Origin of the sequence: Prescottella sp. D32 (assembly GCF_037287305.1) — a bacterium.
Taxonomy (GTDB): Bacteria; Actinomycetota; Actinomycetes; order Mycobacteriales; family Mycobacteriaceae; genus Prescottella; species Prescottella equi.
In genome coordinates, this window is record NZ_JARBSW010000003.1 from 338,097 (window position 1) to 352,218 (window position 14,122).

The following is a 14,122-nucleotide window of genomic DNA, read 5'->3' on the forward strand; positions in this document are numbered from 1 at the left end:
ACCTCATCCGGGGGAGGAATCTGTACCGATGTCGGCCCCTTCCGGACCCCTCGACACCGCGTCCGACCGTTCGTGGCTGCGCGCCGCCGGCGACTATCTGCGCACTCCCGAAGGCCACGCCACCGTGCTCGGGTTCATCGGCGCGCTGATGATCACGTTCGGCGGCTTCGGTGCCGGCAGCGTGCGCCGGCACGACCCTCTGCTCGAGGACGCCAACCTGTCGTGGCTGCGGTTCGGGCACGGCTACGTGTTGTCCACGATCGTCATCTGGGCGGGCGTCCTCGCAATGGTTGCCGCCTGGGTGCGACTGGGCCGCTCCGCGATCAAGAGCCGGGTCGGGGTTCGTGCCCTCATGTGGACGGTGCCGATCTGGACCGCCCCGATGCTCCTCGCGGTGCCGATGTTCAGTCGCGACGCCTACTCGTATCTGGCTCAGGGCGCGCTCCTGCGGGACGGGTTCGACCCGTACGCGGTGGGGCCGGTCGCCAACCCCGGCATCCTGCTCGACAACGTCAGCAATGTGTGGACCACGACGACCGCGCCGTACGGGCCGATCTCGCTGCTGCTGGGCCAGGGCATCACCAGCCTCACCGGCGACAACGTGATCGCCGGCACCATGATGCTGCGCCTGACGATGCTCCCGGGCCTCGCGCTGATGATGTGGGCGCTGCCCCGCCTCGCCCGGCAGTTGGGCGGCAACCCGGCGATCGCGCTGTGGCTCGCGGTGCTCAATCCACTGGTCCTCATCCACCTCGTCGGCGGCGTCCACAACGAGCTGCTCATGGTCGGCCTCATGGTCGCGGGCGTCACGCTGGCCCTCGATCGCAAGCATGTTCCGGCGGTGGCGGTCATCGCGATCGGAGTCGCGGTCAAGGCGATGGCCGGGATCGCGCTGCCGTTCATCGTGTGGATCTGGATGATCCACGAACGCGAGCGCGCCCAGGCCGAGGGCCGCGAGCCCGCCACCCCGCTGGCATCGTTCGTGAAGACGGCCGGCATCGGTGTCGCGGTGTTCGTCGCGGTCTTCACCGCGGCGTCGGCGGTCGCAGGTGTCGGGCTCGGCTGGCTCACGGCGCTGCAGGGGTCCGCGAAGATCATCAACTGGCTGTCGCTGCCGACGATCATGGCGCATCTCGTGACCGTCGGCACGGGCTGGTTCACCGGCGCGACGCTGGCCCCGGTCCTCGAGGTCACCCGCGCCATCTGCGCGGTCGCCCTCGTCACGACCCTCGTCTGGGTGTGGTGGCGCTTCCGGCGCACCGAACGCGACGCGGTACTGGGCATCCTCATCGCCCTCGTCGCGATCGTGATCCTGTCCCCGGCCGCCCTGCCCTGGTACTACTCGTGGCCGCTCGCGATCGCAGCGGGCTTCGCGATGTCGACCCGCACCCTGCAGGTCCTCGTCGGCCTGTCGACGTGGCTCATGCTCGTCTTCCAGCCCGACGGATCGATCGGCCTCTACACATTCCTGCATGTCGCGCTCGCGACGTTCGTCGCGGTCGTGGCCGCGGTGTCCCTCAAGACGGTCGATCCGCTGCGACTGCGGTCGGTCGCCGAGCCGACACCGGACATCCGCCTGCCGGAGGCACCGGAAGCCACAGCCGTCTCCGAGGCACTGGTCAGCGGTCCCGATCGGCGCCCGTCACCGCTGTGACACCGCCACGGGACTCCGATCTGGGCGCGGCCTATCGGATGTGCCGTGAACTCGCCGCCGAGCACGGTAGGACGTACTACCTCGCAACGCGACTGCTGCCCGCGGATCGGCGGCCGGCGGTGCACGCCCTGTACGGGTTCGCCCGCACCGTCGACGACGTCGTGGACGTGAACAGTGCCGACAACGCGGCCGACCCGGCCGCCGAGCGGATCGCCGCGGTCGACCGAATCGAGGCCGAGCTCGCCGCCGCGCTCGCCGGACGTCCGGTGACCGACCCCCGGTCCGGGCCGGTCGTGCGGGCGGTCGCGGACACCATCGACCGGTACGCGATTCCGGTCGAGTACTTCCGCGCATTCCTCGCTTCGATGCGGATGGACATCCCGGGCACCCCGGACTTCCAGGACGTGTACCCGGACATGGCGACATTGCGGCGCTACATGTACGGATCGGCGGTCGTGATCGGGCTGCAGATGCTGCCGGTCCTCGGCACCACGACACGTCTCGACGAGGCGAAGCCGCATGCCGCGGCGCTCGGCGAGGCCTTCCAGCTGACGAACTTCGTGCGCGACGTCGGCGAGGATCTCGCGCGGGGCCGGGTGTATCTGCCGGCGGACGACCTGGCCGCGTTCGGCGTGGACACGGATCTGCTGCGGCACTGCCGGGAGACGGGCCTCGTCGATCCGCGAGTGCGGCGAGCACTGGGACACGTCGCGGCCCTCACCCGGGCGCTCTATCGCGAGGCCGAGCCGGGGCTGAACATGCTCGATCCGCGGGCCCGGCCGGGCATCCGGGCGGCCTACACGCTCTACTCGGAGATCCTCGACGAGGTGGAACGCAGCGGGTTCCGGGTGTTCGATCGTCGCGCGGTCGTGTCGAGGCGCCGACGGCTCGCGGTGGCGCTGCCGCTGCTGGTGCGCGCCACCCGGGCGAGAGCAGGTACGGCCGGGCGACAGGTCTGACCCGCCGCCCGGCCGCTACGCGGTGCTGTGTCAGAAGGCCATCGACTGGGCGCGGCGAACCACTTCACGCGCCTGGTCGGTGTGCATCGTCTCGATGGGCGTGGCGGACAGCGACTCGTCCTCGGTGAAGAGCCAGCGCAGAATCTCCTCGTCGTCGAATCCGCCGTCGCGCAGCACGACGATGAGGCCCGACAGCAGCCGGACCGGCTGGCCGTCGTCGCCGAAGAACGCCTCGGGAACACCGACGACGCTGTCGCGGCGGACCGCGATCAGCTTGTGGTCGCGCAGCAGCTGATGGACGTGGGTGACAACGATGCCCATCTGCTTCGACACGTCCGCCAACTGAAGCAGCGGGATCGAGCGGTCCAACACGTCATCGCAGTAAGGGATAGCACTCACTCCCGTAACGTTATCGGGTCGGCGGAGACGGTACGACCAGGGTCCCGCCGTGGAATCGGGTCGGGCGGCGTCTGCTGACTACGATCGAGATGAATCTGTGCACGGAAGCGAGGGGCGCGAGCGTGAATCCCGGAGGTCGACGGTTGATCGGTGTGGTGCTGGACAGGCGCTACCGCATCGATGCGCCGATTGCGCGGGGCGGCATGTCCACCGTCTATCGCGGCATGGACCTGCGTCTGGATCGCCCCGTCGCGATCAAGGTGATGGATCCGCAGTTCGCCGCCGATCCGCAGTTCCTGGCCCGGTTCGAGTTCGAGGCCCGGGCGGTGGCCCGCCTGGCCCATCCCGGGCTGGTGGCGGTCCACGACCAGGGCAGCGACGGCGAGCACGCCTTCCTGGTGATGGAGCTCGTCGAGGGCGGCACGTTGCGCGAACTGCTGCGCGAGCGCGGGCCCATGCCCCCGCACGCCGCGGCCGCCGTCGCGCGGCCGGTGCTCGAGGCGCTCGCCGTCGCGCACCGCGCCGGCCTGGTGCACCGCGACATCAAGCCCGAGAACGTCCTCATCTCGCACTCCGGCGACGTGAAGATCGCCGACTTCGGACTGGTCCGGGCGATCGCCGCGGCCGGCACGACGTCGCGCAGCGTGATCCTCGGTACTGCCGCATATTTGTCACCCGAGCAGGTCACCACCGGGACCGCGGATGCCCGCAGCGACGTCTACGCGGCCGGGGTGCTGCTGTACGAGATGCTGACCGGCGCCACGCCGTTCACGGGCGACACGTCGCTGTCGATCGCGTACCAGCGGATCGACAACGACGTCCCGGAGCCGAGCACCGTCATCGACGGCGTGCCGGCGGAGTTCGACGACCTCGTGGTCCGCGCGACCGAACGCGATCCGGAGCAGCGCTTCGCCGACGCCGGAGCGATGGCGGCGCAACTGCGCACGGTGAGTACGCAGCTGGGGCTGCCGGACTACCGGGTGCCCGCGCCGCGCCGCTCCGCGCAGCAGTCCGCGACGCCCACGGCCGTCACACCACGCGCGCCCGGAGCGCCGGGACCGTACGCCGAGCCCGGGAGTCGGCCCGTCCCGGCCGCCGACGCACCGACCACGGTCACCCCGGCGGCGGCCCCCCAGGACGGCGTCCAGCACACCAAGGTGGTGACGACGGTGACGCCGCGGCCTGCCGACGACGATGTCTCACCGCTCGACGCTCCGCCGGCCCGGCGCCCCTTCGGCGCGCCCGGGTCGCCGCAGCACGGTTCGCGGCGGACAGTTCTGGTGTGGCTGCTGGTGATCCTGTTGGTCGCCGGCGCGCTCGGTTTCGGTGGGTGGTGGCTCGGGTCGGGTCGCTACGCTGCGATTCCGGCCGTCGACGGTCTTGACAAGGCCGGCGCCACCTCGCAGATCGAGGCGGCCGGTCTGAGCGTGCAGACCCGCGGAGCGTACTCCGACACGGTGGCGATCGACACGCCGGTCGGCACCGATCCCGCGGCCGGTGAGCGCGTGACACGCGGGTCGTCGGTGGTCCTGCTGGTCTCGCTGGGGCGCCCGACGGTGCCCGAGGTCGGTGGCCGCGGCGACGTCGCGGCCGTGGAGGCGAGCCTGCGCGAGCGCACCTTCGTGCCGGTCGACGGTGGGGAGGCGTTCAGCGCGCGGGTTCCCGTCGGCGGGATCGCCGCCCTCGAGCCGGCGCCGGGCACCGTGCTCTCGGTGGGCTCCGAGGTCCGGATGCTGCGCAGCAAGGGCGCACCGCCGGTCGACGTCCCCGGGGTCGAGGGGATGTCGGAGGACGCGGCCCGCAAGGCGCTCGACTCGGTCGGCATCACCGTCCGCGACGTCCAGCAGGTCTTCGACGACAAGATCGACGCCGGCGACGCCGTCGGCACCGATCCTGCGGCGGGTACGTCCGTCAAGGCCGGTACCAGCGTCGTGCTGAAGGTGTCGAACGCCGTGAAGGTTCCGGCGCTGCTCGGCCGCTCGGTCTCGTCCGCCAAGTCCGAACTGGACAAGCTGGGGCTGCAGTACGAGGTACGCCAGATCGTCAGCTCGGACCGCTCACTGATCATCTCGCAGAGCCCCGGCGCCGGCGACCGCGTCGCCCCCGGCGGCACCGTCACCATCACGTCCCTGCTCTGACGATTTCCCGAAAACAGCTGAAGGGTCCCTTCGTGCGCTGCGAGCGTACGAAGGGACCCTTCAGCTGTTCGGGCTAGTCGCGCAGCATCTCCGCGACGAGGAACGCCAGTTCGAGCGACTGCTGGGTGTTCAGGCGCGGATCGCATGCGGTCTCGTAGCGACCGGACAGGTCGAGATCGGAGATGTCCTGCGCGCCGCCGAGGCACTCGGTGACGTTCTCACCGGTCAGCTCGACGTGGATGCCGCCCGGATGGGTCCCGAGTCCGTTGTGGACCTCGAAGAAGCCTTGGACCTCGTCGACGATGCGGTCGAAGTGGCGGGTCTTGTAGCCGGTGGTGGCCTCGTGGGTGTTGCCGTGCATCGGATCGCACTGCCAGATCACCTGGTGACCGGTGGCCTGCACCTTCTCGATGATCGGGGGCAGCAGGTCGCGCACCTTGCCGTTGCCCATGCGGGAGATCAGCGTCAGCCGGCCCGGCTTGTTGGTCGGGTCGAGGCGCTCGACGTATTCGACGGCCTGCTCCGGCGTGGTCGACGGGCCGATCTTGAGGCCGATCGGGTTCGCGACCAGTTCGGCGAACGCGACGTGCGCGCCGTCGAGCTGCCGGGTGCGATCGCCGATCCACAGGAAGTGCGCCGACAGGTCGTACAGCTTGGGGTGATCGTCGGTGTTGTCGAGACGCAGCATGGCGCGCTCGTAGTCGAGCACCAGCGCCTCGTGGCTGGCGTAGATCTGCGCCGACTGCAGGTTCGGGTCGGTGACGCGGCACGCGTTCATGAACCGCAGGCCGCGGTCGATCTCGGCGGCCAGCGCCTCGTAGCGGGCGCCGGCGGGCGAGGACGAGACGAACTCGCGGTTCCAGTCGTGGACCTTGTGCAGGTCGGCCATCCCCGAACCGGTGAGGGCCCGCACGAGGTTCATCGCCGCGCTGGCGTTGGCGTAGGCCCGCACCAGGCGTGACGGATCGTGGACACGCACGGCCTCGTCGGCGACGAGCGAGTTCACCATGTCGCCGCGGTACGACGGCAGACCCAGCGCGTCGGTGTTCGACGAGCGCGGCTTGGCGTACTGGCCGGCGATTCGCGCCACCTTCACGACCGGCATGCTCGCACCGTAGGTGAGCACGACGGCCATCTGCAGCAGCGTACGAATGTTGCCCTTGATGTGCGGTTCGGTGTTGTCCGCGAAGGTCTCCGCGCAGTCGCCGCCCTGCAGCAGGAAGGCCTCACCGCGAGCGACCTCGGCCAGCTTCTGCGACAGCGCCTCGACCTCACCGGCCACCGTGATGGGAGGCACGCTCTCGAGGACGGTGCGCATCGCGGCCGCCTGGTCGGCGGGCCACTGCGGCTGCTGCGCGGCGGGCTTGGCCAGCGCCGCATCCAGCTGATCTCGCATGGCTGCGGGCAGCGGCGGGAGTTCGGGCAAGCGGTCGATCGGAACGTCGACAGTCCAGTTCACCACTACAGGATATTCGCCTCACCCGGGTGGGGTGAGCGAAGGCCCCCATTCACACGGAATCGTTGCCCCGGCCGGGGCTCGTGATTCGCGTCACCGGACCGAGCGGAACGCCTCGATCGCCTCGAACTTCGCGAGGTTGTGCCGGGCGTCGGCGAGCGCGTCGTGGGCGTCGTCGGGAACCGGCGGCAGCGGCGGGGAACCGTTCGTCTCCCAGTGCTGACGCAGTTCACGGGTGTAGCGCGGCATGCACGACGGCAGCTCCGTCATTGCGCCCCACAGCTGGCACAGCACGACGTGGTCGTACGCCGCCACCCATGCCCACAGCTCCGGTTCGATGCCCGGCCGGGGAACCAGGAACTTCATGAGGTCGTCACGGATGCGTGCGCGGCTCTTCCAGACCGGCGACGACGGCGAGGGCAGCTTCGGCAGCACGTTGCGGCGCACCCACTTGCCGGCGCGGTCCGGATCGAACTCGGTGGAGACGGCGTAGAACTCACGCCCGTCCTCGCACACCACACCGATCGAGACCAGCTCGATTGTGCGACCATCCTCGATGAACTCGCAGTCGTAGAAGTAGCGCACGGTGGGGAGCCTATGCCCCGGATCCCGAGCCCTCGACACTGCCCCGCTCGCGGGGTCACTCGACACCGTGCCCCGTGTTCGTAGAAGGATGTTGTGGTGCACAACCCCACGAGCGACTTCGCCGGCCCCTCCCCCGCGGACGACGGCGCACCGCCGAAGACGACGTGGAGCCCCGCCGCCGTCGTCGCGGCCAGGGTCGTCGTGGCCTCCGCGTTCACCCTCGGGGCCCTCTTCTACCTGGTCGGTTTCCCGGGTGTGCGCGACGTGGGCTTCCAGTACCACATCGATCTCGACGTCTACCGCCTCGGCGGCGCCGTCTTCGCGGCCGGGGACCCGCTCTACGGCGAGCTGCCGCCGACGTTCTTCGGCCAGCACCTGCCGTTCACGTATCCGCCGCTCGCCGCCGTCGTGTTCGCCCCGATGTCGTGGATCTCGCTGCAGGCGGCCGGCGCGGTGCTCACGGTGCTGTCCCTGGCCGCACTGGTCGCGACGCTCGTGCTGGCGCTCGCGTCGGTGGGTGTGCGTCCGCGCACGACCCTGGTGTGGACGGCGCTCGGCGGCACGGCGGCCGCTCTCACGTTGGAGCCGGTCAGCTCGACGTTCGACTACGGCCAGGTCAACATCCTGCTGATGGTGTTCGTGGCAGCCGACTGTCTGATGAAGAAGACTCCGTGGCCGCGCGGCATCCTCATCGGATTCGTCGCGGCCGTGAAGCTCACCCCCGCGGTGTTCATCCTGTACTTCCTGTTCCGCAAGGACTTCCGGGCCGCGGTCACGACCGGAACGAGCTTCGTGGCGTTCGGCGCCATCGGCTTCCTCGTCGCCCGCGCCGACTCGTGGGAGTACTGGACCGAGACGCTGTTCGACTCGAGCCGCATCGGCGGCCCGGCCTACCCCGCGAACCAGAGCCTCACCGGCGTCCTCGCCCGGCTCGGGCTCGACCCTTCGATGCGGACCGTGCTGTGGCTGGTGCTGAGCGTGGCCGTGCTCGAGCTCGCCGCCGTCGCGATGCATCGGGCCTTCGCGGCCGGGCTGCCCGTCGTGGCGCTGTTCGTCAACGCGTTGTTCGGTCTGCTGGTCTCGCCCGTGTCGTGGTCACACCACTGGGTCTGGGTCGCGCCTCTGCTGGTGGTCCTCGCCGTGGCCGCCTACCGGCGCCGCAGCGTCGTCCTCGGCGCCGCCGTCGCTGCCAGTTTCGTGCTGTTCGTCCTCGCCCCGCACTGGGAGCTCGGCATCGGCCGCTGGGACGGAACCGGCTGGCCGCTGTGGGACCAGTTCCTCGCGTCGTCCTACGTGTGGTGGGCACTCGCCGTGATGATCGCGGTGACGCTGTCCCTCGGCCGGCGGGCCCGTCTCCGCGCCGGGGTCGCCGACTCCCCCACGCAGCTGGCGCCCACCGCCTGACACGGTCTCGCCCGCGGTGTCGCGCCACCAGCAGTAGACGTACAGCGCCAACGAGACCACGAGGGTCACGATCACCCATACCGTGACGGTGATGTCGACCCAGGCGCCGATCGGCGGCGCGCCGGGCAGGATGTTGCGCATCGGGATCACCGCGAAGACCATCGCGGCCATCCAGCCCAGCATGTCGGTGTGCACGACGCGGCGGCGGCGCGCGGTCTGGATCGACACGAACGCCGCCAGCGCCGCCAGGATCACCATCATCGCCAACAGCAGCGCCGAGTAGACGAGGATGCCGCCGGACCGGTGCACCTCCACGCGTACCTCCTGGACGTCCTGGCCGTCCGCCGAGAGCACGTCGTCGCCGACGGTCCAGCCCTCGGCTTCCCCGTCGACGAGCACACGGGTGGGATGGGTCTGCACGTCCGATCCGGATCCGGTGTACGCCGTCACCACGAGGGGATCGACGACGAACCGGTCGAAGGGCCACCGTCCGGCCTGCCCGTCGAGCAGCACCTGGGTGTCGAACGTCGTCACCGACGTCCCTTGTGGGAGGACGAGTTTCGTCCGGGCGATACTCGGCGAGAAGAGGACGGTCATCTCGCGCGCGAGATCGGCTCCGCCGGAATCGAGGAAGCTGGCGCCGGGCGCCACCGAGACCTCGACGTCGACCCGCGACGTGCTGGGACGGACCTCGGTGAGCGAGACGATGACGAGCACCTCGTCGGCATCGGGCGTCACCTCCGTCCATCCGGCATCACTGTCGTCACTCGCGGCGTAGACACCCAGCGACGACAGATACAGGGCGACGACGAGTGCGGCGATCAGCGACCAGAACAGGCGGGGCCGAGTGCGGGCGAACGAGACGACGGACACCCACGGAACATACCGTCAGGTCGTCATTCCGGGCAGTGACTCGACAGTGCTGCCGTCACCGAATCGTCCGGCGCGGAACCGACTTCCGGATCTCTCCCCGACAGGACGTCCCGTGCCGCCTTCGGATACGCCAGCATCTCGCGCACCGTGTTCCTCACCAGTGTGGATCTCCTGCCGCCGGCCCGGCCCGCGTACACCCCGTGGGCCTCGATTCCGGCGGCGCGGGCGAGCGCGACGGTGCGTGGCAGATGGAAAGGCTGAGTCACGAAGAGCGCGTTTCGGATTCCGAACGTTTCCGCCGCCCGCACACACGTGTCGTAGGTGTCGAGCCCATAGGGGTCGGCGACGATCGACGTTCGCGGAACTCCCACCTCGACGAGGTACTCGACCATCGCGGCGATCTCGTCGCCCGACCGCCCGTGCGCGTCGCCGGAGACCAGCACGACGGCCACCTTGCCGTCCCGCACCAGACGTGCGGTCGTGTCGAGACGTCCTTGGAGGAACTTCATCGGGCGGCCGTCCCGTACCCGCGCACCGAGCACGACCGCGACGGGCGCCCGGGGGGCTCGGGCCGCACGGTGCATGCGCCCAGCCGCGACCGCGCCGATCCACACGGCGGGACCGACGAGGGCGAGCAGCCCTGCGGCGGCGGCCGATCGGCCGAGCCGACCGAGCGTCACCCGCCCGCTACCCGGCGCGCGTGTCGGGCACGCGGTCGATGTCGGTCACCGGCTCGGCGGCGGGCGCCGGGTCCTTGAGGCTGGCGGCATAGATGTCGACGTACTCCTGACCGGACAGGCCCATCAGCTTGTACATGACCTCGTCGGTGATGGCACGTTCGACGAAACGGTTGCCGCCCATGCCCTCGAACCGGGAGAAGTCGATCGGCTCGCCGATGCGGACGGTGACCTTCGCCGGCCGCCACATCTTGGAACCGATCGGATTGACCTTCGCGGTGCCGATCATCGCGACCGGGATGACCTTGACGCCCGACTCGAGTGCGAGGCGCGCCATGCCGGTCTTGCCCTTGTACAGACGGCCGTCGGGCGAGCGGGTGCCCTCCGGGTAGATGCCGAGCAGCTTGCCCTGGCCGAGGACCCGCAGCCCGGCGTCGAGCGCGTCCTTGGCGGCGTCGGCACCGGTGCGGTCGATCGGCACCTGACCCACGGCCGAGAAGAACCACTTCTGGAAGGCACCCTTGAACCCGGTGCCGGTGAAGTACTCGCTCTTGGCGAGGAACGTGATCCGGCGCGGGCAGCGCAACGGAAGGAAGAAGGAGTCGAGTACAGCCTGGTGGTTGCTGGCCAGAATCGCCGGGCCGTCCGTCGGAATGTTCTCGGCGCCTTCCAGTTTCGGCCGCCCGAGGAGCCACATGACAGGACCCAACAACACGTACTTAAACAGCCAGTACCACATGGCGTCCTTCCGTCCGAGCTCGTTCCCCCGAGGCCTGCCAGGGCGGCCACCTACGCAATGACTGTACTCAGCAGTCTGGACGGCTGCCACACCGTGTTGGTGCGCTCCGCTGCGTCAACGCGGACCAGCCAGCGCCCGGCGCGCGAGGTCGGCGGCACCGATCATTCCGGCCGCCTCCCCCAACTGGGTGTGCCGGATCCGAGCGAGCGGCCGGTGCCCCGCGCCGGTGACCAGTCGCGCGTAGTGCTCGCGCGCCTCGTCCAGGAACAGCGATGCGGAACTGCCCACGCCGCCGCAGATGACGACGAGGTCCGGATCGAAGATGTCCGACACCGTCGCGAGCCCCACCCCGAGCCACCGCGCGAAGTCCGCGAACGTCGCGAGCGCCACCGGGTCCCCCTCCCGCGCGGCCGCCGCGATCCGTCGGCCGGTCAACGCGCCCGGATCGACGGCGACGTCCCGAGCCAGGACCGTCGAGCCGGACGGCTCGGCCGCGAGCATTTCGAGTGCGGTGTCCACCAGCGCGGTCCCGCTGCAGTACCGCTCCCAGCACCCGCGCTTGCCGCACGCGCACACCCGGCCGTCGGGCACGACCTGCAGGTGTCCGAGTTCCGGTGCCACGCCGAAGCTGCCCCGGTACAAGCGGCCGTCGATCAGCAGCGCTGCCCCGATACCCGTCCCGATCGCCACGACCACGACGTTCCGGCCACCTCCGGCCGCACCGAAGCGGCTTTCCGCCCAGGCCGCCGCGTTCGCGTCGTGTTCGAGCACGACCGGCAGCGAAAGCCGGTCTCCGAGACGGCGAGCGACGGGTGCGTCCACCCACGGCAGGTGCGGCGCGAACCGGACCGTGGTGCGGTCGTAGTCGACGAAGCCCGCCACCGCGAGCCCCACCGCCGCAATCCGGTGCCGTGACGTGAGCTCCCGGACGGCGCGGGTGATGCCCTGTTCGAGGGCGTCGGCAGAGTGCGGCGTCGGCGCCTGCGCGGTGTCGACGACCTCACCGCGGACGTCGACCACCGACGCGCGGATACTCGTCCCCCCGACGTCCACTCCGACGGTGAGCTCTTCGACGCTGTTCACGTCGACGATTGTGCCCACACCGCTGCGTGCGGTCGCCGCCGGGCGGTGCGGATCAGTCCTTGATCGTGATGTGGATCGGCACGAAGGCGGAGGCCTGTTCGGCCGGCTCCGGCACCTGCCCCGCGCGCGCCGCGGTGGCGTCCTGCTGCCCGTCGAGCACCTCACGCAGCACCGCGAGCAGGGCCGACGCATGACCCGCCACCGCCGTGACGAGGTCGTGCTGCTCACCCCGGATCAGCGCGGCGAGGGCGCACAGCGGACACCACGAACAGCTGCTGCATCCCGTCTGGCCGGCCGACTCGGGCCCGTCGGATTCCGCGGCGGCCTCGGCGCCCCGCGCCGCCTTCTGCAGGATCGGCTCGATCCGCTCGAGAACCGTCTCGGCCAGGGCCCTCAACTCCGCGACCATCTCGGCGTGCTCACCGGTCACTGCGGCCACACCGCCGGGTCCGGCACGAACCGCACGACCAGGTCGGTGCCGTCGAAATCCGCGTCGCGCACGGTGCACCGTCGGAGCACCGATGCCAGCCTGACGCGACGGCGCTTCCCGTCGGCCCCCACCACCAAGTCGTCCTCCACTCGTCCCAACGTCAATGCCCGAGGGTCCGCGAGCGGCAGGTGCATGCGCATCGCATACACCGATTCGAGGCCACCCGATCCTGATTCGAGCGCTACCCGGATGGGTTCGGTATCGGCGGTGAGCGCCGCCGACGGGCGGGATACGCCCGGGTAGAGGATGCGCGCCACGCCGTCCAGAGCCTTCAACCCTATCGGCTCGGTCGCCAGCTGGTCGACGGGAAGCACGACGGCGTCCCCGGCGGCCACGCGCAGATCCGCGAGAACCGAGTCCTGCGCACCGCGGCGAGCGCGGTACCAGCCGCCGGCATTGGACTCGTCCGCTTCGATGTCCGGCAGCAGCCCGTTGACGATCACGGCATCGACCCGCAGCGCCCCGAGAGCCAGCGCCGACAGCAATCTGCGTGTCTCCGCCGCCGCCATCCGCTCGGCCGTCGTCACCACCCGGATCGTCGTCCGCTCCCGATCCGAGAGCAGCGCCGCGATCGCCGACGCGGTCTCCAGCACGCGATCCACCATCGCGACGACCACGGCGATGCCGGTGTCGCCCGAGGTGAGTGCCGCCATGCGGCGGTGCTGGGGCCACACCCGCTCGATGTATCCGGCCACCGATTCGGGCAGGGACAGCAGGCGTTGCGCGTCGGAGGTGGCGGGGCAGTCGACGACGATCGTGTCCCAACGTGATTCGTCGGCCGACCGCACCACCTCGCCGAGCCCGAGTACGTCCTCCACGCCCGGCAGTCCGGTCAGCTCCTCCGGCGCCAGGTCGGTCAGGTCGGCGCCGTGATCGTGCGCTCCGCCCAGTGCCAGCAGCGCGACCAACCCCCGGTAGCGCTCCTCGAGCAACGCCAGCGTGTCGATCTCGAGGACGTCCAGTGCGGGTGCCACGCGCGTCGGTTCTCCCGGCGCGATCGGGTGGTCCAGCACGTCGGCCAGCCCGTGCGCACGATCGAGCGAGACCAGGAGGACGCGCTCACCGTTCGAGGCCGCGCCGACCGCCGTGGCAGCCGCCGTCGTCGTCTTTCCGGCACCGCCCTTGCCGACGAAGAACCGGACTGCGGCACCCGATCCCGAAGCTGCGGCGCTCAGCCCTCGACCCGCTTCTTGAGTTCCTTGAGCGCCGTGTCGGTGATGACTCTCTCGGCCTTGCGCTTGAACAGCCCGATCATCGGGATCGTGAGATCGACGGTCAGTTCGTAGGTGACACGGGTCCCCCCGCCGGCCTCGGGCTCGAGCGTGTACGAGCCGTGCTGCGATTTCTGGATCTCACCGGACACCAGGTCCCAGCTCACCGCCATGCCGTCCGGCGCCCAGCGGTAGCGGAGCACGTAGGTGTCCTTGACCATTCCGGCGTCGAGGACGAACCGCACCTCGTCGGCGCGGCCGTCGGGTCCCGACGCGAGGACCTCCACGGACTTCGCGGCCTCCACCCAGGACGGGTAGGCGCCGAAGTCCGCGATCACACCCATCACCTCGGCGGCGGGGGCGTCGATGGTGATCGACCTCTTGGTCTTCTCGGCCATGCCTCGGACGCTTCCTTTCAGAACGACGCGGTGCGCGCGTACCGCTCGTTCATCTC

The 14,122-nt window shown here is 70.3% G+C and carries 13 protein-coding genes and 1 pseudogene; 4 read left to right on the forward strand and 10 right to left on the reverse strand.

Annotated features, from left to right (window positions below; all coding sequences use genetic code 11):
• Positions 1 to 28 precede the first annotated feature (28 nt).
• The gene (locus PSS76_RS16230) at positions 29 to 1,654 is read left to right on the forward strand and encodes an alpha-(1->6)-mannopyranosyltransferase A (protein WP_005512512.1); all 1,626 of its coding nucleotides are present in this window, start codon (positions 29 to 31) and stop codon (positions 1,652 to 1,654) included.
• A gap of 38 nt (positions 1,655 to 1,692) precedes the next feature.
• Positions 1,693 to 2,613 carry a phytoene/squalene synthase family protein gene (locus PSS76_RS16235; protein ID WP_084962956.1) on the forward strand — a complete coding sequence of 307 codons (921 nt, stop codon included), beginning with the start codon at positions 1,693 to 1,695 and terminating at the stop codon, positions 2,611 to 2,613.
• Between the two features lie 30 nt (positions 2,614 to 2,643).
• Here PSS76_RS16235 and PSS76_RS16240 read toward each other — a convergent pair whose 3' ends face one another.
• A complete protein-coding gene (locus tag PSS76_RS16240) occupies positions 2,644 to 3,012 on the reverse strand; it encodes an Rv2175c family DNA-binding protein (RefSeq protein WP_013416376.1) in 369 nt (122 codons plus the stop codon).
• A 122-nt stretch (positions 3,013 to 3,134) separates the two neighbouring features.
• On the opposite strand from PSS76_RS16240, the gene pknB reads away from it, so the two are divergent.
• The gene (gene pknB, locus PSS76_RS16245; protein ID WP_064078121.1) at positions 3,135 to 5,150 is read left to right on the forward strand and encodes a Stk1 family PASTA domain-containing Ser/Thr kinase; all 2,016 of its coding nucleotides are present in this window, start codon (positions 3,135 to 3,137) and stop codon (positions 5,148 to 5,150) included.
• A 73-nt stretch (positions 5,151 to 5,223) separates the two neighbouring features.
• On the opposite strand, the gene PSS76_RS16250 is transcribed toward pknB, so the two are convergent.
• Together PSS76_RS16250 and PSS76_RS16255 are read right to left on the reverse strand one after the other, a co-directional pair.
• A complete protein-coding gene (locus tag PSS76_RS16250; protein WP_022596552.1) occupies positions 5,224 to 6,609 on the reverse strand; it encodes a class II 3-deoxy-7-phosphoheptulonate synthase in 1,386 nt (461 codons plus the stop codon).
• Positions 6,610 to 6,699: 90 nt separating this feature from the next.
• Complete coding sequence (locus PSS76_RS16255) at positions 6,700 to 7,191, reverse strand: polyadenylate-specific 3'-exoribonuclease AS (protein ID WP_005512507.1); 492 nt, start codon at positions 7,189 to 7,191, stop codon at positions 6,700 to 6,702.
• A 93-nt stretch (positions 7,192 to 7,284) separates the two neighbouring features.
• Between PSS76_RS16255 and PSS76_RS16260 the strand changes: the two genes are divergently transcribed.
• Positions 7,285 to 8,595 (forward strand): glycosyltransferase 87 family protein, encoded by a 1,311-nt coding sequence (locus PSS76_RS16260; protein WP_337456354.1) that lies wholly within the window; start codon positions 7,285 to 7,287, stop codon positions 8,593 to 8,595.
• Positions 8,596 to 8,628: 33 nt separating this feature from the next.
• On the opposite strand, the pseudogene PSS76_RS16265 reads toward PSS76_RS16260, so the two are convergent.
• From PSS76_RS16265 to PSS76_RS16295, 7 genes and pseudogenes are all read right to left on the reverse strand, one after another.
• Positions 8,629 to 9,468: pseudogene (locus PSS76_RS16265) on the reverse strand (DUF8686 domain-containing protein); the annotation flags it as partial.
• Between the two features lie 23 nt (positions 9,469 to 9,491).
• Positions 9,492 to 10,148 (reverse strand): SanA/YdcF family protein, encoded by a 657-nt coding sequence (locus tag PSS76_RS16270; RefSeq protein WP_005512503.1) that lies wholly within the window; start codon positions 10,146 to 10,148, stop codon positions 9,492 to 9,494.
• Positions 10,149 to 10,155: 7 nt separating this feature from the next.
• Positions 10,156 to 10,884, reverse strand: a complete 729-nt coding sequence (locus PSS76_RS16275; protein WP_005512502.1) for a lysophospholipid acyltransferase family protein — start codon at positions 10,882 to 10,884, stop codon at positions 10,156 to 10,158.
• 114 nt (positions 10,885 to 10,998) lie between these two features.
• Entirely contained in the window at positions 10,999 to 11,985 is a 987-nt protein-coding gene (locus PSS76_RS16280) for an ROK family glucokinase (protein WP_005512501.1), read from the reverse strand.
• A 34-nt stretch (positions 11,986 to 12,019) separates the two neighbouring features.
• The gene (locus PSS76_RS16285) at positions 12,020 to 12,397 is read right to left on the reverse strand and encodes a hypothetical protein (RefSeq protein WP_037085133.1); all 378 of its coding nucleotides are present in this window, start codon (positions 12,395 to 12,397) and stop codon (positions 12,020 to 12,022) included.
• Positions 12,394 to 13,632 carry an ArsA family ATPase gene (locus tag PSS76_RS16290; RefSeq protein ID WP_337456386.1) on the reverse strand — a complete coding sequence of 413 codons (1,239 nt, stop codon included), beginning with the start codon at positions 13,630 to 13,632 and terminating at the stop codon, positions 12,394 to 12,396. The genes PSS76_RS16285 and PSS76_RS16290 overlap by 4 nt, the downstream gene beginning before the upstream one ends.
• Entirely contained in the window at positions 13,629 to 14,066 is a 438-nt protein-coding gene (locus PSS76_RS16295; protein WP_005512497.1) for an SRPBCC family protein, read from the reverse strand. The genes PSS76_RS16290 and PSS76_RS16295 overlap by 4 nt, the downstream gene beginning before the upstream one ends.
• Positions 14,067 to 14,122: the final 56 nt, after the last annotated feature.

Bases quoted from the DNA above. Each gene is read 5' to 3' on its own strand.
- PSS76_RS16230 (WP_005512512.1), top strand. From the start codon at position 29: ATGTCGGCCCCTTCCGGACCCCTCGACACCGCGTCCGACCGTTCGTGG.
- PSS76_RS16295 (WP_005512497.1), bottom strand. From the start codon at position 14,066: ATGGCCGAGAAGACCAAGAGGTCGATCACCATCGACGCCCCCGCCGCC.
- PSS76_RS16235 (WP_084962956.1), top strand. From the start codon at position 1,693: ATGTGCCGTGAACTCGCCGCCGAGCACGGTAGGACGTACTACCTCGCA.
- PSS76_RS16275 (WP_005512502.1), bottom strand. From the start codon at position 10,884: ATGTGGTACTGGCTGTTTAAGTACGTGTTGTTGGGTCCTGTCATGTGG.